We start from the raw sequence: 22,774 nt of genomic DNA on the forward strand, positions 1-22,774 counted from the left end.
TTTTTTTATATTGTGAAAAATTATCAAGCGTAATCTTTGACTCAAATTAACCTATAAGTTAGAATAGAACTATAAGAAATTAAACTTAGAAAGGCAAGATTATGTCAACTCTAGATAAAAATCTTCTGCTTGAAATGTTCCGAAAGATGGAAGAAATCCGTCGTATGGACTTGAAGATTGCTCAATTAGTAAAAAAAGGGAAAGTGCCAGGAATGACGCACTTTTCTGTTGGTGAGGAGGCTGCTAACGTTGGGGCTATGTTAGCTCTTAATGAAGATGACCTTATCACATCAAACCACCGAGGCCATGGGCAAGCCATTGCTAAAGGAATCGACCTTAATGGTATGATGGCTGAAATCCTTGGTAAGTATACTGGAACTTGTAAAGGTAAAGGTGGATCAATGCACATCGCCGACCTAGATGCAGGTAACCTTGGTGCTAACGGTATCGTAGGTGGTGGTATGGGGATTGCAGTAGGTGCAGCCCTTACTCAACAAATGAAAAACACTGGTAAAATCGTTGTCTGCTTCTTTGGTGATGGAGCGACTAATGAAGGTGTATTCCATGAGGCTGTTAATATGGCTTCGATTTGGAATCTACCTGTTATTTTCTACTGTATCAATAACGGTTATGGAATTTCTGCCGACATTAAGAAAATGACAAATGTCAAGCATATCCATGAGCGTAGTGCTGCTTACGGTATTCCTGGAATGTTTATTGAAGACGGTAACAATGTTATCGATGTCTACGAAGGATTCCAAAAGGCTGTTGAACACGTCCGCTCTGGTAAAGGTCCTGTCTTGATTGAAAGTGTAACCTATCGTTGGCTTGGACACTCTTCATCTGACCCTGGTAAATACCGGACACGTGAAGAAGTCGAAGAGTGGAAGAAGAAAGATCCGATTGAAAACCTTCGCAAGTATCTCCTTGAAAATGAAATCGCGAGCGCAGAAGAATTGGATCAGATTCAAGAAGAAGTGAAAGAAGCAGTGGAAGCGTCTGTTAAATTTGCTGAAGAAAGTCCTTTCCCTCCACTAGAATCAGCATTTGAAGATATTTACGCAGACTAAGGAGAAGTAGAGAAATATGGAAACAAAATTAATGTCTTTCCGCGATACCATTATCCTTGCAATGTCTGAGGAAATGCGTCGCGACGAAAACGTACTCTTGATGGGTGAAGATGTAGGTGTCTTTGGTGGAGACTTTGGTACATCTGTAGGTATGCTTGAAGAATTTGGTCCAGAACGTGTTCGTGACTGTCCGATTTCCGAAGCAGCTATTTCTGGAGCAGCTGCTGGTGCTGCTATGACTGGACTTCGCCCAATCGTTGACATGACTTTCATGGACTTTTCTGTTATAGCCATGGATAATATCGTCAACCAAGCAGCTAAAACTCGTTACATGTTTGGTGGTAAAGGTCAAGTGCCTATTACAATCCGCTGTGCCGCTGGTAACGGAGTAGGTTCTGCAGCTCAGCACTCACAATCATTGGAATCTTGGTTTACTCATATCCCAGGATTGAAGGTTGTAGCTCCAGGTACACCAGCTGATATGAAGGGACTTCTTAAGTCTTCTATCCGTGACAACAACCCTGTTATCATTCTTGAATACAAATCAGAATTTAACCAAAAAGGTGAAGTTCCTGTTGATCCAGACTATACTATCCCACTTGGTGTCGGAGAAATCAAACGCGAAGGAACTGATGTAACAGTAGTAACATACGGTAAAATGCTTCGTCGTGTCATCCAAGCAGCTGAGGAATTGGCTGAAGAAGGCATCTCAGTAGAAGTAGTAGACCCACGTACTTTGGTTCCACTTGATAAAGAGATTATTATTAACTCTGTCAAGAAAACAGGAAAAGTAGTTCTTGTCAACGATGCCCACAAGACAAGTGGTTTTATCGGTGAAATTTCAGCTATTATCTCAGAATCAGAAGCATTCGATTATTTAGATGCACCTATTCGCCGTTGTGCAGGTGAGGATGTACCAATGCCTTATGCACAAAATCTTGAAAATGCAATGATTCCAACGGTTGAAAGCATCAAAGATGCAATCCGTAAAACTCACAACAAGCAATAATACATAAAATAAATTATGTAACTTGTATTAATTCAGACGAAGAAGCTTTGTATCTAATGATGCAAAGTTCTCTACGTTCTTAATATCTTTGATTAGAGCACGGGCTAGAGTCTGTGTGAAAAAGATAAACTTTCATAGAAACTAAAGTTTCTTCGTCAAGTTTTCTATTTTCACTTTGACTTTTAACGCCCTTTGCATCATGTAATTGAATTCGGACGGAGGTCTGTGAAAAAAAGATAGATTTCCTTGTGTTTATCGAACACATCGTCAATCTCCTATTTTTTCATTGCCCTCTTCGTCCTTAATATCTTAGTATAGAATAGGAGAGGTCATGGCTGATGATAAGCTAAGAGCGACTCCTGCAGCTAGAAAATTAGCGGATGATTTAGGAATTAATCTCTACGATATTTCTGGCTCAGGCGCAAACGGTCGTGTCCACAAAGAAGACGTGGAAACATTTAAAGACACTAATGTGGTTCGCATTTCACCACTTGCAAAACGAATTGCCCTTGAACATAACATTGCATGGCAGGAAATCCAAGGAACTGGTCATCGTGGCAAGATTATGAAGAAGGATGTTTTAGCTTTCCTTCCGGAAAATATTGAAAACGATACGATTAAGTCACCTTCTCAGATCGAAAAAGTGGAAGAAGTTCCAGATAACGTAACTCCTTATGGGGAAATCGAGCGTATTCCAATGACACCGATGCGTAAGGTTATTGCTCAACGTATGGTTGAATCATACTTGACTGCACCAACCTTCACGCTTAACTACGATGTCGATATGTCTGAAATGCTTGCCCTTCGTAAGAAAGTCCTTGATCCAATTATGGAAGCAACTGGTAAGAAAATTACCGTTACAGACTTGCTTTCACTTGCGGTTGTTAAGACGCTTATGAAACACCCGTACATTAACGCTTCATTAACGGAAGATGGTAAGACAATTATCACTCACAACTATGTCAACCTTGCGATGGCTGTTGGAATGGATAATGGTTTGATGACGCCAGTTGTTTATAATGCTGAAAAAATGAGCTTGTCTGAGTTGGTAGTTGCCTTCAAAGATGTTATCGGACGTACTTTGGATGGTAAACTAGCTCCTAGCGAATTGCAAAATTCAACCTTCACCATCAGTAACTTGGGAATGTTTGGTGTTCAATCATTCGGTCCAATCATTAACCAACCGAACTCAGCAATCCTTGGGGTTAGCTCGACAACTGAGAAACCTGTTGTAGTAAATGGTGAAATCGTGATTCGTCCAATTATGAGTCTTGGTTTAACAATTGACCACCGTGTCGTAGATGGTATGGCTGGTGCTAAGTTTATGAAAGACTTGAAAGCTTTAATTGAAAATCCAATCTCAATGTTGGTTTAGAGAATTTATTTTTAGAAATATAGATAAAGGAAGTAAGATATGGCCTTAGAAGTAATTATGCCAAAAGCCGGCGTGGATATGACAGAAGGACAAATCGTCCAATGGAATAAAAAAGTCGGAGAATTTGTAAAAGAAGGAGAAATCCTTTTGGAAATCATGACTGACAAAGTCAGCATGGAATTGGAAGCAGAAGAAGACGGTTACTTGATCGCTATCCTGAAAGGGGACGGCGAGACAGTCCCTGTTACAGAAGTTATCGGTTATCTTGGTGAAGAAGGGGAAAATATCCCAACAGCTGGAGCAGCTGCACCAGAAGCTAGCCCAGCACCTGCAGCAAGTGCTTCAAACGATGATGGTAAGAGCGATGATGCTTATGATATCGTTGTTATTGGTGGTGGACCTGCTGGTTATGTTTCTGCCATTAAAGCAGCTCAATTAGGTGGTAAGGTTGCTCTTGTTGAGAAATCTGAACTTGGTGGAACATGTTTGAACCGCGGATGTATCCCAACTAAAACTTACCTTCACAACGCTGAAATTATCGAGAATATCGGTCACGCTGCAAATCGTGGTATCGTGATTGAAAATCCTAACTTCACTGTTGATATGGAAAAACTTTTAGAAACTAAATCTAAAGTTGTTAATACTCTTGTTGGTGGTGTTGCAGGACTCCTTCGTAGTTATGGAGTTGATGTTCATAAGGGTATCGGTACTATTACTAAAGATAAGAATGTCTTGGTAAATGGTTCTGAATTGCTTGAAACTAAGAAGATTATCCTTGCTGGTGGTTCAAAAGTAAGCAAGATTAACGTTCCTGGTATGGAATCATCTCTTGTGATGACTAGTGATGACATCCTTGAAATGAATGAAGTACCAGAAAGCCTTGTGATCATTGGTGGTGGAGTTGTCGGTATCGAACTCGGTCAAGCCTTCATGACCTTCGGTTCAAAAGTTACGGTTATCGAAATGATGGACCGTATTGTTCCAGCAATGGATGCGGAAGTATCTAAGAACCTTCGCTTGATTCTTGAACGCAAAGGTATGACTATCTTGACAGGTACTAAACTTCAAGAAATCATTGAAGAAGATGGCAAACTCCGTATCAAAGTTGAAGGAAAAGATGATATCATCGCAAATAAAGCTCTTCTTTCAATCGGTCGTGTTCCAGATCTTGAAGGAATTGGAGAAGTTGAGTTTGAGTTAGACCGTGGTCGTATCAAGGTTAATGAATACATGGAAACTTCTGTTCCAGGTATCTATGCTCCAGGTGATATCAACGGTACTAAGATGTTGGCCCACGCTGCCTTCCGTATGGGTGAAGTTGCTGCTGAAAATGCCCTTAAAGGGAATCACCATGTTGCTAAATTGAACTTGACTCCTGCAGCTATTTACACACTTCCAGAAGTAGCAGCAGTTGGTTTGACTGAAGAACAAGCTCGTGAGAAATATGATGTCCAAATCGGTAAATTCAATTTTGCGGCTAATGGTCGTGCCATTGCATCAGATGCGGCTCAAGGATTTGTAAAAGTCATTGCAGACAAGAAATATGGTGAAATCCTTGGTGTTCATATCATTGGTCCTGCTGCTGCAGAGTTGATCAACGAAGCGTCAAGCATCATCGAAATGGAAATCACTGTTGAAGAAATGCTTAAGACAATCCACGGCCACCCAACATACTCTGAAGTTATGTACGAAGCCTTTGCGGATGTTCTTGGAATGGCCATCCATTCACCTAAGAAAAAATAAAAATAGATAGACTAGACTGGAATTATTTTCCAGTCTCTATCGTATTAGAAGGTATCTTATGAAATATATTATCAATCATTCAAACGACACTGCCTTTAATATTGCTTTGGAAGAATATGCCTTTAAACACCTTTTGGACGAGGATCAAATTTTCCTGCTTTGGATTAACAAACCATCTATCATTGTAGGACGTCACCAAAATACCATTGAAGAGATCAACAGAGACTACGTTCGTGAACACGGAATTGAAGTAGTACGTCGTATCAGTGGTGGTGGAGCAGTTTACCATGATTTGAACAACCTCAACTATACTATCATTTCAAAAGAAGATGAAAACAAGGCCTTTGACTTCAAGAGCTTTTCTACTCCGGTTATCAACACTTTGGCGGAACTTGGTGTTAAAGCTGAATTTACAGGCCGCAATGACCTTGAGATTGACGGCAAGAAATTCTGTGGGAATGCACAAGCTTATATCAATGGACGTATCATGCACCATGGTTGTCTTCTCTTTGACGTGGATTTGTCAGTCCTTGCTAACGCACTCAAAGTTTCTAAAGACAAGTTCGAATCTAAAGGTGTTAAATCCGTTCGCGCACGTGTAACCAATATCGTTGATGAATTACCAGAAAAAATCACTGTTGAAGAATTCCGTGACTTACTTTTGGAATACATGAAAAAAGAATACCCTGAAATGACAGAGTATGTGTTCTCAGATGAAGAATTGGCTGAAATCAATCGAATCAAAGAAACTAAGTTTGGAACTTGGGACTGGAATTATGGGAAATCACCTGAATACAATGTCCGTCGTGGAACTAAATTCCCAAGCGGTAAGGTTGAAATTTTTGCTAATGTAATTGAATCAAAAATTCAAGACATTAAAATTTACGGGGACTTCTTTGGTATCGAAGATGTAGCAGCAGTAGAAGATGTTCTTCGTGGTGTTAAATACGAACGAGAAGATGTCCTTAAAGCACTTCAAACCATTAACCTAGGTCGTTACTTCGCAGGAATCACTGCAGAAGAAATTGCTGAGGCAGTGGTTGAATAAACAAAGAGAGATCCATGTAATGTGGATTTCTTTTTATTTAAACTTGATAATCAATCATCATGAGAGTATAATATAGTGGAAATTTAAAATATATAGAGGAAAAATTAATAATGATAAAGATTCCAGTTGAAAATCTTGGTCTATTTGAACAGTTAGATCGTACTGTGGTAGCATTTTTTAAGAAACAAGAAACTACAAATCCATACGATTTGAGTGTCAGTATCACACAAGAGCACTTCGATAAGAAAAGACAAGAGTTAGAGCCTTTAGGTTTTCAAGCTGTCCAAATCCCTCTGGGAATGGCTTTAGATAATGTTATTCAGCAAGCACATTTTAAAGCCTTAATTATTGGTGGTCTTGCTCCTGAGGAAATCATCGTTAGCAAAGAAGAATTACTGCCAATGAAAGACATTGTTGATAGTTTTTGTATTATGTATGCAGCAGCGAATAACCGACTTGAAAATAGTAAAGCTTATGAATTAATGAAAGATAAAACGGTCTACTTTTTTGGAAAATTTCTTACTGACACTCCTCAAAAAGGTGATGAAATTGCTTATATGGGTATTGAACGTAAAGCAAGTGATGGTACGCCATATGAAGCTATTAAATGTTTTTTAACTAAAGAAAGTGCTGAGAAGTACAATGAAGAAAAAAGACCCGTAACCCCTGCGAATCTGGCTTATCTAAAGTCATTTTGGGGAAAGCCAGTTATAATTGAGCCACACAGAAATTATTGGATTGAATTTTTATAGAACAATAAAAGAGCGTTAGATTTTTGATTATCTAACGCTCTTTTTACAAATATTACATAAATTATATTATGTGAGATTATAAACTATCCAGCGCATTCTTTTGCTCATCATTAACGATATGGGTATACAAGTCGGTAACTTGTGTGCTTGCATGTCCTAGCTGGTGACTGACCAGAACCTGTGATTTGGTTGCATCATAGAGACGAGTCGCAAGAGTGTGGCGAAGTTTATGGGGTGTCACGCGGACTTTAAAGTCTTCTGAATACTTGGCTACCATCTTTTCGACACTAGAAGCGTCAATACGGTTTGGAACACCTCGATACAAGGTTAGAAAGAGGGCTGTATCAGTCTTTTCTGTCTTGTAACGTTTGTCTCTTATAGCAAGATATTGCTCCAAATAAGGCTTAGCAAAGGCAGCAACATTAACTGAGTCTCGTTTTCCACCTTTTCGAGTGACATCAATTACCATCATCTTGAGGTTGAGATCTCGAAGGTCCAGGTTAACCGCTTCAGAGAGACGGACACCAGAGGCAAGAAGCAGTGCTATAATAGCTAAATCTCGCTCTTTATTCTTATTAAAGGAAGATAGGGCACGATTTGAGAGAGTTTTGGGATATTCCTCATCAATATAATTTAAAAATCCCTCTGTTTCATCACCTAAAAAGAGCTTTTGCTTGATATTTTCGGCTCGAGCAGCCAAGGTTTCTTTCTTTTTCTTAGTTGCAACTTTCTTCATAACATTGCGATAGAAATAAGGTTCACCTTGCTCGTTTTCAACTTCCTCAGTCAAGTACTTATAAAGACTAGAAAGCGCTGATAAAGTACGGTTGATGGTTGTTTGGGAGACACCTTGCTTAGTCGTATTGGCATTGAGCAAAGGACGTTCACGTAAGTAAAGAATAAAAGATTCCATGTCTTTCTTGGTCATGTGCTCAAGTACATCTAAAGGTATATTGGCCATGGTGTCAGCATCCGATATACCAGATTCCAAAACCCAGGTGAAAAATCGATCGTATTCCTTTAAGTATTCGTATAAGGTCGTAAAACTATATGGAACGGCCAGTTTTGATTGGTAATATTCTAATACATACCAGGGCATGACTTGTTTGAGTTTATCAATCCGTTCTAATAAGATCTCGCGTTTCATGTTTTTCTCCAAATCTTTCTATACTAGTAGTATAGCATACCCATGTATATTTTTCAAGAAAATTATAGTTTTTCGGAAAGATGATATAGGAGATATATAGGAATGGCTAAATTAACTGTCAAATAAAAAAATCATATCAGAATCGTTATTAAATCAATGCTCAATCAAATTTCTCTACAGAATACTTTTGATTCTCTTCAGTTTAATCACATACAAAAAAACTCGACACCTTCATTTAGAATCGAGTTTTTTTAATAAGTAACAATTTGCCAATACGCTTCAAAGTTATTTTAATTTATTTTGAAATCTTTAACACATAACATAAATTATGTAAAACACTTCCTACAACAACAAATCTTTTACTTTCCCAATTTCACTTTTTGGAATCACGAGATGAATCATATCTCCTAGATACATCCTTGTAGATCCATTTACTGTCTTACTTTTACCGTTATGTACTTGGGTTGTGATAAGCACATTGTGTGGTAAATTGAGTTCATGTACTTGCTTACCAGCTATCTTATCAGAAACTGGGATTTCAATTAGGGTAACTTCTCCATCATCAGTTGCTGATTCAGGTAGCATTTTTTCAAGCATGGCTTCATAGACAGGTGCTCCTTTGAGCAAATCCATGACGATGTAAGCTACTAGGGTCACCATACCTAAAGGCATAAGGTTTCGGATGTCACCAACCATTTCAGTTACAAGAATCATAGCTGTCAAAGGTGCTTTTGAGATAGCCCCAAAATAACCGCTCATTCCAAGAATTACAAAGATAGGAAATTGCTGCTGGCTAACAAGTCCAAGATTGACACAAATAACGCCTACTAGAGCCCCAAGTAAAGAACCTAATGCTAAAATCGGTAAGAAAATACCTCCTGGCAGTCCACTTCCGTAACTGATCATACTCCAGATAAAGCGAATGATAAAGTAAAGTAAGAGAATTTGGAAACTAAAATTTTGTTCTGTTAAGGATAATACAACTTGATTTCCGCCACCAAGTATTTGAGGAAGAAATATTCCAACTGGAATGATCAGGATAAAAGCAAGAATTGGATGATAAGCTTTATCAATGTTAAGCTTTTGGCCAACCCAGTCATAAATTTTTCCAACATTTAGAACCGCTTTCTCATAAAGAAAACCTGAGAGTCCAAGAAAAATCCCCATAACAAGATAAATCCAATATTGGCTCAAACTCATGAGAGGGATATCATCTGGCATATCCAAAACAGGTGTTAAGCCGAAGATGAGAAGGGAGACAAAGTTTGCTACCAGACTGGCAGCCAGAGTTGAAACCCAGAAAAATCTTGAAAAGTGATGATAAACTTCTTCTACTACAAATAATAACCCTGCAATCGGTGCATTAAAGGCTGCAGCAAGTCCAGCAGCAGCTCCACTAGCTATTAAAGAGCGCTCTTCTACTGGGCTAGATTTCAGCCATTTAGCAATTCCTTTGCCTCCAACAGCACCTAGTTGAATACTTGGACCTTCACGACCGAGCATGAGTCCACTAGCAATCGCTAAAATACCAAGGATGTATTTCTTCCAAAGCACACTCCACCAGTTGAGTGACATGAGACCTTTTAACTCCGCCTCAACTTGAGGAATACCAGAACCTTTGATATCCTTTTCTGAGTGTGTTAATTTAGCACTAAGCCAACAAATAACAAGATAAAGCACGGAAATCATCAACAGGTTACGTACAAGATTATCTTGATCACGATAAAGCCCTTGGATGACATGAAAACCTTTTTCAATAGAAAACCGAAAAGATCCTACAATAAGGCCTACTACTAATCCAACGATAATTCCTCGCCCTACTTGAGATAGAATTGTACTAGATGCAAAGGCAAATTCTTTCTTGGAACTAAGTGTTTCCGACTGTTCCTCCATAATTTTCTCCTTTAATTATCTTTTTCAGCTTCTGAAACGATCGTTTTAATTGGTTCAAAGCTTGTGCGATGAATCGGTGAAACACCGTGCTTTTCTAACCCTTCTAAATGTCTAGCCGTTCCATAGCCGGCATTTTGAGAAAAATCATAACCTGGAAATACCTGGTCATAGTTAGACATGATCTTATCTCTGGTAACCTTAGCAATGATGGATGCTGCTGCGATGGATAGAGAATTAGCATCACCTTTAATGATGGAAGTCTGAGAAATCGGCAAATCCAACTTCATTGCATCAATCAAAAGATGTTCTGGTTGAGGCTGAAGCTGTGAAATAGCTTCTTTCATAGCTAGTTTAGTCGCTTCATAAATATTGACTTGATCAATGACATGATTGTCCATAATGCCAATACCGATTGCAAGAGCCTTATCTTTAACAGCTTGAAAAATCTCCTCATGTTTTTTCTTAGGGATTTTTTTACTGTCATTTAAGCCTTTAATCTTACAATTTTTCGGAAGAATGACTGCTGCAGCAACAACAGGACCAGCTAAAGGACCGCGTCCGACCTCATCTACACCTGCAATTAAGCTAATACCTTGTGCATAAAGCTTTTTTTCGTAAGCTAACATGCCTTCTAGGCGCAAATTTTCATCAATTTCAGATTGAATAGCTTTCTTGCGCTTTTCAATTTCTTTTTGAACACCTGAACGAGAATCTTTTTCAAACTCCTTAAATAAAGGACTATCAAGTTCAGTTATCTTCCCTAATTCTTCTTTTATTTCTTTAATCGTTGCCATTGAGGTCTTCCAATGTATCTAATGTATAGTTGCCTAGTTTTCCATCACGAACTTCTTTTACAAAAAGGTTGTAAAAACGATCGTAATCATCACGGAAACCAAGAATACGAGTCATATCCATGATAATTTCTGGAGCTTCGTCGTTCAAATTCATTTGTTTAAAACGTTCTTGTAGCTTTTCAGGGTAATGAGTTTTAAAGTAATTAAGACCGAAAATCGTCACTTCATCCATCGGGAGCAGCTGATCTTTGATGGCTCCAGTCAATGCGAGTTTAAGTGCGACAGTGTCATCTTCGAATTTTGGCCAGAGAATACCAGGAGTATCCAAAATTTCTAAATCCTTATTGGTTTTAAGCCATTGTTGGCCTTTTGTGACACCCGGTTTATTACCAACTACAGCAATTTTCTTACCAGCTAAACGGTTCATCAGAGTTGATTTTCCTGCGTTTGGAATTCCAATAATCATGGTACGCAAGGTTTCAATTTGAATACCACGTTCTTTCTGACGAGCAATCTTATCCGCCATGAGTTTCTTAGCAGCATCTGTCACGACTTTTACCGTAATTTGCTCTTTAGAATTAATAGCGAGTGTTTGAACCCCCTGTGATTCAAAATGCTGACGCCACTCTTTTGTCAATGCAGGGTCTGCAAGATCTGCCTTGTTTAGAATCAATAGTCTTGGTTTGTCCCCGATGATTTTAGTCAGCATTGGATTTTGGCTAGACAAGGGCAAACGTGCATCTACTAAAACTGTCACAAAATCAACAAATTTTAAATTTTCCTGAACCTGACGTCGTGCTTTGGACATATGTCCAGGAAACCATTGAATAGTTGCCATTTTATTTCCTTTTCTTCATACAAACTTATTCTAAAAAACATAGATGATTACTGACTATTTTACCATATTTTGGCTATTTTTGCAGGTGAATTGTGCCTTTTAAAAAGGGAAATCCCCCTTTACCAAGAGGAAAAGAGGGATAAAATGATTATTGATGGATAGCTTGCGATGCAGTAATCAGAGTTAGTTTGTAAACATCGTCAGAGTTACATCCACGCGAAAGATCATTTACTGGTTTGTTAAGGCCTTGCAAAACAGGTCCAACAGCAGCAAATCCACCAAGACGTTCTGCCATCTTGTAACCAATGTTACCTGCTTCAATACCAGGGAAGATGAAGACATTTGCTTGTCCGGCTACATTGCTTCCAGGTGCTTTAAGAGCTGCAGTTTCAGGAACAAAAGCAGCATCGAATTGTAATTCACCATCGATTTCAAGGTCAGGACGCAAGTCGTGTGCGATTTTAGTTGCTTCAACAACCTTATCAACACTTTCGCCAAAACCTGAGCCTTTAGTTGAATAGCTAAGCATAGCAATCTTAGGTTCAATACCAAACATCTTAGCTGTGATAGCTGAGTTAATAGCAATTTCAGCTAGAGCATCAGCATCAGGATTGATGTTGATAGCACAGTCACCAAATATGTAACGTTCACTACCACGGACCATGAGGAAGGCACCTGATGTACGGCTAACATTTGGACGAGTCTTGATAATTTGAAGAGCTGGACGAACTGTTGAAGCTGTTGAGTGAATAGCTCCTGAAACCATACCATCTACTAAGCCCATATAGACTAACATTACACCAAAGTAGTTAACATCATTGACAAGCACTTCTCTCGCTTCTTCTTCTGTCATTTTTCCTTTACGACGTTCAACAAGTGCAGCTACCATTTCTTCAAATTGTGGGTAGTGTTCTGGATCAATGATTTCGTAACCTTCTGTAATTCCTTCGATTTCAAGATAGATTTTAATTTTTTCAGGGTTTCCTAATAGGACAGGGATAACTTCTGTTTCTTTTACCAAACGCTTCGTTGCTTGAAGGATACGTGGTTCTTCACCTTCAGGTAGAACGATGCGTGCATTTTTACCAACTAGGTTGGCTTTCAAACTTTCAAAAACTTCCATGAGTTTTGACTCCTTTTAAGATAAATTATTATTTGATAACTGTGTAATAAGTGCGTTAAAATCATCCGGTAGTGGGCATTCTAGCTCCAACTGTTCTTTTAAGAAAGGATGATAGAACGATAAGTAATGGCAATGAAGCGCTTGGCGTTCTATACCATGGTCTAAGCTTCCACCATAAAGATCATCTCCAAGTAATGGAAATCCAATATGCGAGAAATGAACCCGAATCTGGTGGGTTCTCCCAGTACGGAGACGAATATCAACTAAGTGAATATTTCCATAAGATGCTACTATCCGATAGGAAGTATGGGCATACTTCCCACCTTTTGCGACCCGTCTAGTGATGATGGAATCTTCATCTCGAGCTATTGGAGCGATGATTTCTCCCTGAGGATCCAGATGCCCCTCTCCTTTAACCAAGGCGTAATAACGCTTTTCAATAGCCTTTCTTTGCAATTGCTTGTCTAATCTAGCATGCGCGTAGCCATGTTTTGCAAAAAGCATCAAGCCAGAGGTATCTCTATCAAGTCTTGTAACGATGTGAACTTGTTGGTTTTCATAGTTCTGTTTGACATAGTAACCCTTGATAAAGTTGGCAATGGTATTGGAATGATTGACACTAGGAATAGATGCAACACCAAAGGGTTTATTAATAATCAAGAAATGATCATCTTCAAATAGAATATCTAGCGGATAATCAATTGCTTCCAGTGTCTCGAAACCTTCTTCTGGAGGAATATCAATGACAACCTCATCCCCAATATCTAAGAGATAGGTAGCGTTCTGTGGATGCCCGTTGACTCGAATATCACCACCTCGAAACTTAATCTTGGCAAGTAACCCTTTAGAAACTTCATGTTTTTTCAGAAAGGTTTTGACCTTGATATGTTCGTCAGCAATAAACTGAAACCTCATTCGTCCACCTCACCAATAAAGGCATCTTTAACACGATTCCAAAAACTGGTGTGGCTTGGAGTGGCTACGAAATGAATCTTGTGGTGGTCGATTTGGTACTCTATTTTTTCAATATTTCGGAAAGAATAGATACTATTATCGATAGAGATAGTATGATAATCATTTCGAGTTGGTATCAGTTCGATTTTATCTTTCTTAGGAACAATGATTGAAGAACCAAGTGTTCGATAAATTCGATTATTCAGACTAGCAATTTCCGCCAATTGTAATGCTTCTATCGTTGGATGTAGAACTGCTCCACCAAGCGATTTATTGTAGGCTGTGCTACCTGTTGGAGTTGAAACCGTCAAGCCGTCACCACGGAAACGTTCAAAAGGAACATGATTAATGATAACATCAGCAACCATAGTGCGATCCGCTCGACGAATACTAGCTTCATTTAGTGCTCGGAAAGACTTGACTTCACCATTTTCAAGAAAGATTTTAACACTTAAGAGCGGATAAGAAACTCGAGCTCCATTATCCAACTGTAAATTTGTGACTAATTGATCCAACTCAAAATCACGATAATCCGTATAAAAACCTAAGTGCCCAGTATGCACTCCAATGAAACGCACCTTATCGAGTTGGTTTTCATATTTATGAAATGCAGACAGTAACATGCCATCTCCACCAATAGAGATAACGATGTCTGGATTCTTATCATTCAGGATAAAATTATTCTTTTTTAAGCGATCTTTTAATTCAAAAAGAACCTTTTGACTCTGAGGTTTACGGTTGGCAATTAGGTCAATTCGTTTACCTGTATTCTTCATCGGTATCGTCACTGTTTCCTACCCCGTCATTTAATTTTCTGTGCAAAGGATCAAAGAGTGCTTGCGCTTCCTGGATATCAGCACGTATTTTACTCATTTCTTCGTCTAGCTGATGAGAAATTCTGGCAGTGATCTCAAGCCTTTCCTTGATTTCTTCCGGGAAATCTCCTTGGTATTTATAGTTGAGTGAATGTTCAATCGTCGCCCAAAAGTTCATTGCCAACGTACGAATTTGAATCTCAACTAAGATGGTTTTTGCACCATTTATAGTATCGACTGTATATTCAATAACTACATGGTAAGAACGATAACCTGACGCCTTACGATGAGTGATATAATCTCGTTCTTGAACAACTCTCATATCCTGTCTTTTACGAAGGATAGATACAACCTCATTCACGTCGTCTACAAATTGAACCATCACACGCAATCCTGCAATATCTTGCAAATCTTGTTCAAGCGTGTCATAGGTTATTCCACGACGTGCCATTTTTTCTTTGATGCTTTCAATCGGCTTTACGCGACCTGTTACAAACTCAATCGGAGAATGTCGGTTTTGTTTTCTATATTGTTTTCGGATTCCTCGGAGTTTTATTTTTAGCTCTCCGACAGCCTGAATGTAAGGATCTAAAAATTCTTCCCATTCTGTAATCATATAACTCTTACGTCCAATTCTCTCTACACTATAATTTATCTAGTTTTTGATTTTCTTATGAAAATCATATACAATAAATACAATGCTTATTATACCATAAATCGCTTTCAAATATAAAGAAAAGGTTGTTAAAATGAAACATTTAGAAATTGAAATGAAGACACTTCTTAGCAAAGAAGAATATGACCGATTGCAAACTCAATTTTTAGAAGTCACACCAGTTACACAAAAAAATTACTACCTAGACACGCCTGATTTTCACCTTCGTCAACACAAAATTGCTATGCGCATTCGTACTTTTGATACAAGCGCTGAGTTGACCATAAAAATTCCTCAAGCAGTTGGAAATATGGAATACAACCAAGCGCTTACTCTTGAGGAAGCTAAATATTGCCTTGAAGAATGTAAACTCCCTCAGGGGATGATTATGGAAGAACTAAAAAGTCGAGGACTCTCACCAAATGGTTGGGCTGTTTTGGGTTGTTTAACGACTGTTCGCTACGAAAAAGAAACAGCTATTGGACTCATGGCCCTTGATCAAAACCATTACTTCGATATTGTTGATTATGAACTTGAACTGGAAGTAGAAAACAGCGACCAAGGTAACCTTGATTTTCAAGAGTTTTTATGTGCGAATGAAATCCAATATAAGAAAGCTCCTTCAAAATTAGTGAGATTTATAGAAAATATGAAAAATTCCTGAAATAATCAACTTTTTTTGATAAAATAAAAGAGATAAAAAATATTAGAATCTGTAACAGAAAACACTTATTTTAAAATTGTTTCCTTTTGCTGATTCACTTAGTTTATAGAGGACGGTTTATCAATGTCAGATACAAAGAATATGAAGCTTTTTTCGCTTTCATCAAACCATGAAATTGCTCAAAAAATCGCAGATGCTGCAGGTGTGCCACTTGGAAAATTATCATCACGTCAATTCTCAGATGGTGAAATCCAAGTTAACATCGAAGAAAGTGTTCGTGGCTATGATGTTTATATCATCCAATCTACTTCTTATCCTGTTAGCAATCATTTGATGGAACTTTTAATCACTGTTGATGCCTGTGTTCGTGCTAGTGCAAATACAATCAATGTTGTCATGCCTTATTTTGGTTATGCTCGTCAAGACCGTATCGCTTCTTCTCGCGAACCTCTTACAGCTAAACTTGTTGCAAATATGTTGGTTAAAGCTGGAGTTAGTCGTGTATTGACACTTGATCTTCACGCTGTTCAGGTTCAAGGTTTCTTTGATATTCCGGTTGACAACCTCTATACAATTCCTCTTTTTGCAAAACATTATTGTGATAAAGGTTTGACAGGTTCAGATGTGGTTGTTGTTAGCCCTAAAAATTCAGGTGTAAAACGTGCTCGTAGCCTTGCTGAGTACCTTGATGCACCGATTGCTATCATCGACTATGCTCAAGATGATTCTGAACGTAGCCAAGGATATATTATCGGTGAAGTTGAAGGCAAGAAAGCAATCTTGATTGATGATATTCTAAATACAGGTCGTACTTTCTCTGAAGCTGCTAAAATCCTAGAACGCGATGGTGCGACTGAAATCTATGCAGTTTCAAGTCATGGACTTTTCGTTGACGGCGCTGCAGAATTGCTTGATGCAGCTAATATCAAGGAAATTTTGGTTACAGATTCTGTGGTAACAGAAAGTAAAAAACCAAAAAATGTACAATACATTACTGCAAGTGAATTAATTGGTGATGCCATGGTTCGTATTCATGAAAGAAAACCAGTTAGTCCACTATTTAAATTTAAATAGAAATTAGGTGAGTTTTTGATTTATTTGGATAATGCTGCTACGACACCGATGTCACCTGCAGCTATCTCAGCAATGACTCAAGTCATGCAAGAAACATATGGGAACCCTTCTAGTATTCATGGTCACGGGCGTCAGGCGGGTAAATTGTTACGTGAAGTACGTCAAGAGTTAGCTCGTTTATTAGGAACAAAGCCCCAACACATTTTCTTTACTTCTGGTGGTACTGAAAGTAATAATACTGCTATTATCGGTTATTGCCTCCGCCATCAAGATCGTGGCAAACATATCATTACCACTGCTATTGAACATCATGCAGTTCTTGAACCTATTGAATATCTAGTTGAAAAATTTGGGTTTGAAGTGACAATTCTAGAACCTGAAAATCAAGAAATCACAGCAGACCAAGTCAAAAATGCTCTTCGCGAAGATACTATTTTAGTTTCTACAATGTATGCCAATAATGAAACAGGAACTTTATTACCTATTGCAGAAATCGGGAAAGTTTTAAATGACCATCAGGCTGTATATCATGTAGATGCGGTTCAGGCAGTTGGTAAAATTGAAATCCTACCTGAAGAATTGGGAATTGACTTTCTCAGTGCTTCTGCTCACAAATTTTATGGTCCCAAAGGCGTTGGTTTCCTTTATGCTGCGACCACTGATTTTGATTCTTACCTACACGGTGGCGATCAAGAACAGAAAAAAAGAGCAGGGACAGAAAACCTTCCTGCAATAATTGGTATGGTCGCAGCTCTAAAGGATGATCTTGAACATATAGAGCCTAACTTTGAAAAAGTTCAAAAACTACAAGAAACATTTCTAGCTGAAATGGATGGATCAAACTACTATCTAAACCAAGGTAAAGAGCAACTTCCCTATGTCCTCAATATTGGATTCCCGGGACAACGCAACGACCTACTGCTACTTCGTCTAGACCTTGAAGGGATTTCTATCTCGACTGGTTCTGCTTGTACTGCTGGTGTTGTTCAAGTCAGTCATGTTCTTCAGGCTTTTTATGGAGAAGACTCGCCTCGCTTACACGAGTCTGTTCGCGTCAGCATTTCACCTCAAAATACAGAACAAGAAATGATAACTCTTGCTAAAACTCTTAAAAATATCATCGGAGGATAACTCAATGGCATTCGAACAAACAATTAAACTAAAAAATTGTCGTTACGATTACACACTTAGCCCAACTGTAAAGAAATTTACTCTTAAAGATAATACTTTCTTTGAAACTAAAGTTGGTAACTATGAACTGACACGTCTACTTGAAAAAGTTCCAAATAGTGGAGAAGGTTTCCAGCTTAAGATTATCATCAACAAAGATCTGACAGGTGCAAAAATTAATATCACAGATAAATTTGGCCTTCGTTTAGTTGATATTTTTAAGTCTGAAGAAACACATATTCACCAAGAGAAATTCTACTTCTTGATGGATAGTCTTGTTGAACGTGGTGTATTTACAAAAAGTGAAAGATAAAAGGTCGTTATGTTTCGATTAACTTACAAGGATCCTTATAAAGTTGAACGTGTGCAAGAATATGAAGATTATGAAGCACTTATGCTATCTCTATCAGGTTGTGTAACCCTTCCTGATACGACTATTATCACATCATTAACACATAATGGAGTTGAGATCTATCAAGGGCTTCTTGGTGATCTCTACCGTTTTTTGAAATCTTACCACGAAAATAGCTAAACTAAGATTTTTCTTAGTTTTTTTTCGTTATTGTTGCTTTTTTCACAAGCTTTCTATAAAATAGTAGATAGAAAGGTTGTGATTTTGTGAAAGAAAAACAGTCTGCTATTCCTAAAGCAACAGCAAAGAGACTTTCTCTCTACTATCGTATTTTTAAAAGATTTAATGCTGAGAAAATTGAAAGAGCTAATTCCAAACAAATTGCAGAGGCAATTGGAATTGATTCTGCGACGGTTCGTCGTGACTTCTCTTACTTTGGCGAACTTGGAAGACGTGGCTTTGGCTATGATGTCAAGAAGCTCATGAATTTTTTTGCCGATCTTTTAAATGATAACTCTATTACCAACGTTATGCTGGTTGGTATTGGAAATATGGGACATGCCCTCCTCCACTACCGCTTTCACGAGCGTAATAAGATGAAAATCGTTATGGCTTTTGACCTAGATGATCATCCTGAGGTTGGTACCCAGACTCCTGACGGTGTTCCAATCTATGGAATCTCTCAAATTAAGGAAAAATTAAAAAACGCCAATATCAAAACAGCAATTCTTACTGTTCCTAGTGTTAAATCCCAGGAAGTTGCTGAATTGTTGGTTGATGCTGGCATCAAAGGTATTCTCAGTTTTTCTCCTGTTCACCTACATCTTCCTAAAGACGTAGTTGTTCAGTATGTCGATCTTACAAGTGAACTTCAAACCCTCCTCTATTTCATGCGTAAAGAGGATTAGAAAGTGTAAATATTTATGAATAAACCAGTTATTGGGATTACAGGAAACGAAAAAGCCCATCCAGACGATGAGCTTATGATGAGTTATGCTGCCAAAGGCTTTGTTGAAGGAGTTAAGGAAGCTGGAGGTATCCCCATTATCCTACCAATTGGTGATGAAGAAATGGCTAGCTACTACATTAGCCTGATTGATAAATTAATCCTAACAGGTGGTCAAAATGTTGATCCAAAATACTACGGTGAACCCAAGGTCATCGATAGCGATGATTACCTCCTTCAACGTGATATTTTTGAGTTAGCCCTCATTAAAGAGGCTATCAAGCAAAAGAAACCAATTTTTTCTGTCTGTCGTGGTACTCAGCTCTTTAATGTTGCCATGGGTGGGTCTCTGTATCAAGATATCGAGGATCATTGGCAGGATACTTCCGCTGAATACACCACTCAGCGACTTGTCACCGAACCAGATACTATTCTAAGAGAAATCTATGGAGAAATCTCTCATATCAATTCTTTCCACCATCAGAGCATCAAAGATTTAGCCCCTAATATTAAGGTTGTAGCACATGATCCTAAAGATGGTATTATCGAAGCTGTTACAACTACGGACGGCTTCCCTTATCTTGGTGTTCAATGGCATCCTGAATTTCTCTTTGAAAATCGCCCCAAAGATAAAACATTGTTCGACTATGTCGTCAATGAATTATAAATTCGATAAATTAGTTAATTAATTATGAATGAACTTACCCCACCTTCTACGCATGACCTTTTGAGAGATTTAGATGTTAATGTTTTCTCATCTGTTAAGAGCAAGAATATTGACCATTTCTTATCCTATAAGGAAAAGAAAATAGAAGTTTATTTTCAACTTTCTAATCTATATAGTCTTTTAACAGCAGAAAGTTACCAATCATTTTCTAAGAATAAAGAGTATCTAGACAAACTCTCACTAAAAGACAAACAAAAAGAACTGAAAGAAATGTCTAAAAAGGCAAAACCATTTTGTAAAAAGGCAGATGCTAAATTTAAAGGCAGATTTCGTTCTTCGCTTGTCTTTTACAGAGATATCTTGATCCACTCAAAAAAGTATTATAAAATTGAAGACTTCAATGCTATTATTGACTTTATCGTGCAAGAAAAGTTGCTAATCCCTACAATTGATCCTCTTCCTAAAATTGATATGAACGAAGTTGAGTCCTATGCTTTACCAGCGATTGAGCAGGGTCCCCTAAACTTCAAAAAATAATCCTATATCAGGTCCGTCTTCTCGCGGTAACTAAAATAATCAGAATGAGAGACAATTAAATGGTCCAATAAGACCAATCCCATTAATTCGCAGGCTTCTTTAACAAGCTTCGTAACATGGTCATCATTGGGGCTAGGAACTACTGCTCCTGATGGATGATTATGAACCAGAATCACAGATGTTGCCATATGCTTCAAAGCGTAGTGGAGAATTTCTCTGGGTTCAGCAATGCTTCTCGTGGCAGACCCGATAAAAATAGTCTGTTGGTGAATGATTTGATTTTGAGTATTCAGATAGAGCGCCACTAGGTGCTCTTGTTTTTTATCTCCAAGCTCAGACTGCATCTTTTTAGCTAATTTACGACTGCTAAGAATACTCTCCATTTCCACTGTTTCCCTTTTATGGATACGGTAGCCTAATTCAATAACTGCTTGTAATTCGATAGCCTTAACACGTCCAATACCCGATAGAGTCTGCAATTCCTGTAGACTCATTCTTTTGAGGTCAGTTAAACATGTCATCTGATTTAAGACCTTCTGTGCTATTTCAAAAACATTGGCCTGTTTTGTACCTGTCCTTAGTAAAATAGCTAGTAATTCTTGATTACTGAGAGCCTCTACTCCTTCTTTTACTAGTCTCTCTCTTGGTAATAGCGAATCTTCTTGAAATGAAATACTATACATAAAAATCCTCCTCACTTTATTATTCGTGAGAAGGAAGCTTAATTTGATAAATATAAGTTATTTTTAGATTTTTTCAAGAGCTAGTCGTAAATCTTCAATCAAATCATCGACATTTTCTAGTCCAATTGATAGACGGATTTGATTTTTAGTTACTCCTGCTGCTTCTAGATCAGAGTCAGACAATTGAGAATGAGTTGTAGTTGCTGGATGAACGACCAATGATTTGGCATCTGCTACGTTTGCAAGGTTTGAAAAGATTTCTAAGCTATCAATCACTTTACGTGCTTCTGCTTCTCCACCCTTAACGTGGAAGGTAAAGATTGAACCAACACCTTTTGGTAAATATTTTTCAGCCAAGGCATGGTAAGGGCTATCAGCTAATTTTGGATAATTAACTTTTTCAACTTTTGGATGGTTCACAAGGAAATCAACAATTTTTTCAGAGTTTTGAACATGACGTTCAACACGGAGAGATAGTGTTTCAAGACCTTGTAGGAGCAAGAATGAGTTAAATGGTGAAAGGGCAGCTCCCATATCGCGAAGCAATTGAACACGAGTAGCAACGATAAAGGCTGCAGCACCTACATCTCGAGTATAGCTCAAATTATGGTAGCTTGGATCTTCATTGACGAATTGAGGGAATTTCCCTGAAGCTGCCCAGTCAAATTTACCGCTATCAACAATGACACCGCCAATAGTTGTACCGTGTCCACCGATAAATTTAGTTGCCGAGTGAACTGAGATATCTACACCGTGTGAAAAGACATTAATGAGATATGGTGTTGCAAATGTATTGTCAGAAACTAAAGGAATTTGGTGTTTGTGAGCAATTTCAGCTATTTTTTCAATATCAGGAATGTTGATAACTGGATTACCCAAAGTTTCAATCAAAACAAGTTTTGTATTATCTTTAATCGCTGCCTCTACTTCTTCTAGATTATCAATATCAACAAAAGTTGTGGTGATTCCGTAACGAGGAAGGGTTTCTTTCAAAAGGTTAAAGGTACCACCGTAGATAGTTGAAGCTGCAACCACGTGGTCTCCTGCATGAGCAAGTCCAAGGATAGTATAAGTAAGAGCTGCCATCCCAGAAGCTGTGGCAAGTGCACCTACTCCGCCTTCTAGTGCTGCAATACGCTCTTCAAAGGCCGAAGTTGTTGGATTGGTAATACGAGTATAGATATTTCCAGCTTTTTGAAGGGCAAAAAGGTCTGCACCCTCCTGTGTATCTTCAAATACAAAAGATGTTGTTTGATAAATAGGGACAGCACGAGACTTGGTAGTAGCATCTACCACTTGTCCTGCATGCAATTGTAGGGTTTCAAATTTAAATTCACGAGTCATCATCAGACCTCCAAAGATTTCATTACATTAATTGTATCATCTATGACAGTCAGTTACAAATACAACTTTGTTATATATTGGCATAAGCAACAGCTATGGCATATATTAGAATTGAAAAACT

24 protein-coding genes are annotated in these 22,774 nt (G+C 38.2%); 14 read left to right on the top strand and 10 right to left on the bottom strand.

The genetic code is table 11. The features are described 5' to 3' along the window. Positions 1-101 precede the first annotated feature (101 nt). The 6 genes from HMPREF1481_RS04275 to HMPREF1481_RS04300 all read left to right on the top strand — a co-directional run bounded on the left by HMPREF1481_RS04275 (position 102) and on the right by HMPREF1481_RS04300 (position 6,997). A complete protein-coding gene (locus tag HMPREF1481_RS04275) occupies positions 102-1,070 on the top strand; it encodes a thiamine pyrophosphate-dependent dehydrogenase E1 component subunit alpha (protein WP_016465831.1) in 969 nt (322 codons plus the stop codon). A 16-nt stretch (positions 1,071-1,086) separates the two neighbouring features. After that, positions 1,087-2,079, top strand: coding sequence for an alpha-ketoacid dehydrogenase subunit beta (locus tag HMPREF1481_RS04280; protein ID WP_016465832.1), 993 nt, complete (start codon positions 1,087-1,089; stop codon positions 2,077-2,079). Between the two features lie 331 nt (positions 2,080-2,410). Beyond that, positions 2,411-3,454, top strand: a complete 1,044-nt coding sequence (locus tag HMPREF1481_RS04285; protein WP_016465833.1) for a dihydrolipoamide acetyltransferase — start codon at positions 2,411-2,413, stop codon at positions 3,452-3,454. A 39-nt stretch (positions 3,455-3,493) separates the two neighbouring features. Beyond that, complete coding sequence (lpdA, locus tag HMPREF1481_RS04290; RefSeq protein ID WP_006151487.1) at positions 3,494-5,197, top strand: dihydrolipoyl dehydrogenase; 1,704 nt, start codon at positions 3,494-3,496, stop codon at positions 5,195-5,197. A gap of 58 nt (positions 5,198-5,255) precedes the next feature. After that, positions 5,256-6,245 carry a lipoate--protein ligase gene (locus tag HMPREF1481_RS04295; RefSeq protein WP_006150700.1) on the top strand — a complete coding sequence of 330 codons (990 nt, stop codon included), beginning with the start codon at positions 5,256-5,258 and terminating at the stop codon, positions 6,243-6,245. Positions 6,246-6,355: 110 nt separating this feature from the next. Further along, on the top strand, positions 6,356-6,997 hold the full coding sequence (locus HMPREF1481_RS04300) for a hypothetical protein (protein ID WP_016465834.1): 642 nt from the start codon (positions 6,356-6,358) through the stop codon (positions 6,995-6,997). Between the two features lie 76 nt (positions 6,998-7,073). On the opposite strand, the gene xerS is transcribed toward HMPREF1481_RS04300, so the two are convergent. The 8 genes from xerS to HMPREF1481_RS04340 all read right to left on the bottom strand — a co-directional run bounded on the left by xerS (position 7,074) and on the right by HMPREF1481_RS04340 (position 15,177). Beyond that, positions 7,074-8,144 carry a tyrosine recombinase XerS gene (gene xerS / locus HMPREF1481_RS04305; RefSeq protein WP_016465835.1) on the bottom strand — a complete coding sequence of 357 codons (1,071 nt, stop codon included), beginning with the start codon at positions 8,142-8,144 and terminating at the stop codon, positions 7,074-7,076. Positions 8,145-8,486: 342 nt separating this feature from the next. Further along, positions 8,487-10,037, bottom strand: coding sequence for a ClC family H(+)/Cl(-) exchange transporter (locus HMPREF1481_RS04310; RefSeq protein ID WP_016465836.1), 1,551 nt, complete (start codon positions 10,035-10,037; stop codon positions 8,487-8,489). A gap of 11 nt (positions 10,038-10,048) precedes the next feature. Beyond that, positions 10,049-10,831: a ribonuclease HII gene (locus HMPREF1481_RS04315; RefSeq protein WP_016465837.1), complete on the bottom strand. Its 783-nt coding sequence runs from the start codon at positions 10,829-10,831 to the stop codon at positions 10,049-10,051. Further along, the gene (gene ylqF, locus HMPREF1481_RS04320; protein ID WP_016465838.1) at positions 10,818-11,669 is read right to left on the bottom strand and encodes a ribosome biogenesis GTPase YlqF; all 852 of its coding nucleotides are present in this window, start codon (positions 11,667-11,669) and stop codon (positions 10,818-10,820) included. The genes HMPREF1481_RS04315 and ylqF overlap by 14 nt, the downstream gene beginning before the upstream one ends. Before the next feature lie 148 nt (positions 11,670-11,817). Further along, a complete protein-coding gene (gene pta, locus HMPREF1481_RS04325) occupies positions 11,818-12,792 on the bottom strand; it encodes a phosphate acetyltransferase (RefSeq protein WP_016465839.1) in 975 nt (324 codons plus the stop codon). 15 nt (positions 12,793-12,807) lie between these two features. Next, complete coding sequence (locus tag HMPREF1481_RS04330) at positions 12,808-13,707, bottom strand: RluA family pseudouridine synthase (RefSeq protein ID WP_016465840.1); 900 nt, start codon at positions 13,705-13,707, stop codon at positions 12,808-12,810. Then, positions 13,704-14,522, bottom strand: a complete 819-nt coding sequence (locus HMPREF1481_RS04335) for an NAD kinase (protein ID WP_016465841.1) — start codon at positions 14,520-14,522, stop codon at positions 13,704-13,706. The genes HMPREF1481_RS04330 and HMPREF1481_RS04335 overlap by 4 nt, the downstream gene beginning before the upstream one ends. Further along, positions 14,506-15,177, bottom strand: a complete 672-nt coding sequence (locus HMPREF1481_RS04340) for a GTP pyrophosphokinase (protein ID WP_016465842.1) — start codon at positions 15,175-15,177, stop codon at positions 14,506-14,508. Before HMPREF1481_RS04340 ends, HMPREF1481_RS04335 begins: the two co-directional genes overlap by 17 nt. Before the next feature lie 133 nt (positions 15,178-15,310). On the opposite strand from HMPREF1481_RS04340, the gene HMPREF1481_RS04345 reads away from it, so the two are divergent. The 8 genes from HMPREF1481_RS04345 to HMPREF1481_RS04380 all read left to right on the top strand — a co-directional run bounded on the left by HMPREF1481_RS04345 (position 15,311) and on the right by HMPREF1481_RS04380 (position 20,626). Next, on the top strand, positions 15,311-15,880 hold the full coding sequence (locus HMPREF1481_RS04345) for a CYTH domain-containing protein (RefSeq protein ID WP_016465843.1): 570 nt from the start codon (positions 15,311-15,313) through the stop codon (positions 15,878-15,880). Positions 15,881-16,003: 123 nt separating this feature from the next. Further along, a complete protein-coding gene (locus tag HMPREF1481_RS04350) occupies positions 16,004-16,954 on the top strand; it encodes a ribose-phosphate diphosphokinase (protein WP_016465844.1) in 951 nt (316 codons plus the stop codon). Between the two features lie 15 nt (positions 16,955-16,969). After that, entirely contained in the window at positions 16,970-18,085 is a 1,116-nt protein-coding gene (locus tag HMPREF1481_RS04355; RefSeq protein ID WP_016465845.1) for a cysteine desulfurase family protein, read from the top strand. 4 nt (positions 18,086-18,089) lie between these two features. After that, positions 18,090-18,437 carry a DUF1831 domain-containing protein gene (locus tag HMPREF1481_RS04360; RefSeq protein WP_016465846.1) on the top strand — a complete coding sequence of 116 codons (348 nt, stop codon included), beginning with the start codon at positions 18,090-18,092 and terminating at the stop codon, positions 18,435-18,437. Positions 18,438-18,446: 9 nt separating this feature from the next. Beyond that, on the top strand, positions 18,447-18,656 hold the full coding sequence (locus tag HMPREF1481_RS04365) for a DUF4649 family protein (protein WP_016465847.1): 210 nt from the start codon (positions 18,447-18,449) through the stop codon (positions 18,654-18,656). An 86-nt stretch (positions 18,657-18,742) separates the two neighbouring features. After that, positions 18,743-19,384 (top strand): redox-sensing transcriptional repressor Rex, encoded by a 642-nt coding sequence (locus HMPREF1481_RS04370; RefSeq protein WP_016465848.1) that lies wholly within the window; start codon positions 18,743-18,745, stop codon positions 19,382-19,384. Positions 19,385-19,399: 15 nt separating this feature from the next. After that, a complete protein-coding gene (locus HMPREF1481_RS04375) occupies positions 19,400-20,089 on the top strand; it encodes a gamma-glutamyl-gamma-aminobutyrate hydrolase family protein (protein WP_016465849.1) in 690 nt (229 codons plus the stop codon). A gap of 24 nt (positions 20,090-20,113) precedes the next feature. Beyond that, positions 20,114-20,626, top strand: coding sequence for a hypothetical protein (locus tag HMPREF1481_RS04380; RefSeq protein WP_016465850.1), 513 nt, complete (start codon positions 20,114-20,116; stop codon positions 20,624-20,626). 2 nt (positions 20,627-20,628) lie between these two features. Here the strand turns inward: HMPREF1481_RS04380 and radC are convergent, their stop codons facing one another. Both radC and HMPREF1481_RS04390 read right to left on the bottom strand, forming a co-directional pair. After that, positions 20,629-21,309, bottom strand: a complete 681-nt coding sequence (radC, locus tag HMPREF1481_RS04385) for a RadC family protein (RefSeq protein ID WP_016465851.1) — start codon at positions 21,307-21,309, stop codon at positions 20,629-20,631. A gap of 63 nt (positions 21,310-21,372) precedes the next feature. After that, positions 21,373-22,653 (bottom strand): O-acetylhomoserine aminocarboxypropyltransferase/cysteine synthase family protein, encoded by a 1,281-nt coding sequence (locus HMPREF1481_RS04390; RefSeq protein WP_016465852.1) that lies wholly within the window; start codon positions 22,651-22,653, stop codon positions 21,373-21,375. Between the last annotated feature and the right edge of the window lie 121 nt (positions 22,654-22,774).

Origin of the sequence: Streptococcus sp. HPH0090 (assembly GCF_000411475.1) — a bacterium.
GTDB lineage: Bacteria > Bacillota > Bacilli > Lactobacillales > Streptococcaceae > Streptococcus.

Excerpts from the sequence above, each read along its gene's own strand:
- HMPREF1481_RS04275 (WP_016465831.1), top strand. The coding sequence starts at position 102 with ATGTCAACTCTAGATAAAAATCTTCTGCTTGAAATGTTCCGAAAGATG.
- HMPREF1481_RS04280 (WP_016465832.1), top strand. The coding sequence starts at position 1,087 with ATGGAAACAAAATTAATGTCTTTCCGCGATACCATTATCCTTGCAATG.
- HMPREF1481_RS04285 (WP_016465833.1), top strand. The coding sequence starts at position 2,411 with ATGGCTGATGATAAGCTAAGAGCGACTCCTGCAGCTAGAAAATTAGCG.
- lpdA (WP_006151487.1), top strand. The coding sequence starts at position 3,494 with ATGGCCTTAGAAGTAATTATGCCAAAAGCCGGCGTGGATATGACAGAA.
- HMPREF1481_RS04295 (WP_006150700.1), top strand. The coding sequence starts at position 5,256 with ATGAAATATATTATCAATCATTCAAACGACACTGCCTTTAATATTGCT.
- HMPREF1481_RS04300 (WP_016465834.1), top strand. The coding sequence starts at position 6,356 with ATGATAAAGATTCCAGTTGAAAATCTTGGTCTATTTGAACAGTTAGAT.
- xerS (WP_016465835.1), bottom strand. The coding sequence starts at position 8,144 with ATGAAACGCGAGATCTTATTAGAACGGATTGATAAACTCAAACAAGTC.
- HMPREF1481_RS04310 (WP_016465836.1), bottom strand. The coding sequence starts at position 10,037 with ATGGAGGAACAGTCGGAAACACTTAGTTCCAAGAAAGAATTTGCCTTT.
- HMPREF1481_RS04315 (WP_016465837.1), bottom strand. The coding sequence starts at position 10,831 with ATGGCAACGATTAAAGAAATAAAAGAAGAATTAGGGAAGATAACTGAA.
- ylqF (WP_016465838.1), bottom strand. The coding sequence starts at position 11,669 with ATGGCAACTATTCAATGGTTTCCTGGACATATGTCCAAAGCACGACGT.
- pta (WP_016465839.1), bottom strand. The coding sequence starts at position 12,792 with ATGGAAGTTTTTGAAAGTTTGAAAGCCAACCTAGTTGGTAAAAATGCA.
- HMPREF1481_RS04330 (WP_016465840.1), bottom strand. The coding sequence starts at position 13,707 with ATGAGGTTTCAGTTTATTGCTGACGAACATATCAAGGTCAAAACCTTT.
- HMPREF1481_RS04335 (WP_016465841.1), bottom strand. The coding sequence starts at position 14,522 with ATGAAGAATACAGGTAAACGAATTGACCTAATTGCCAACCGTAAACCT.
- HMPREF1481_RS04340 (WP_016465842.1), bottom strand. The coding sequence starts at position 15,177 with ATGATTACAGAATGGGAAGAATTTTTAGATCCTTACATTCAGGCTGTC.
- HMPREF1481_RS04345 (WP_016465843.1), top strand. The coding sequence starts at position 15,311 with ATGAAACATTTAGAAATTGAAATGAAGACACTTCTTAGCAAAGAAGAA.
- HMPREF1481_RS04350 (WP_016465844.1), top strand. The coding sequence starts at position 16,004 with ATGTCAGATACAAAGAATATGAAGCTTTTTTCGCTTTCATCAAACCAT.
- HMPREF1481_RS04360 (WP_016465846.1), top strand. The coding sequence starts at position 18,090 with ATGGCATTCGAACAAACAATTAAACTAAAAAATTGTCGTTACGATTAC.
- HMPREF1481_RS04365 (WP_016465847.1), top strand. The coding sequence starts at position 18,447 with ATGTTTCGATTAACTTACAAGGATCCTTATAAAGTTGAACGTGTGCAA.
- HMPREF1481_RS04375 (WP_016465849.1), top strand. The coding sequence starts at position 19,400 with ATGAATAAACCAGTTATTGGGATTACAGGAAACGAAAAAGCCCATCCA.
- HMPREF1481_RS04380 (WP_016465850.1), top strand. The coding sequence starts at position 20,114 with ATGAATGAACTTACCCCACCTTCTACGCATGACCTTTTGAGAGATTTA.
- radC (WP_016465851.1), bottom strand. The coding sequence starts at position 21,309 with ATGTATAGTATTTCATTTCAAGAAGATTCGCTATTACCAAGAGAGAGA.
- HMPREF1481_RS04390 (WP_016465852.1), bottom strand. The coding sequence starts at position 22,653 with ATGACTCGTGAATTTAAATTTGAAACCCTACAATTGCATGCAGGACAA.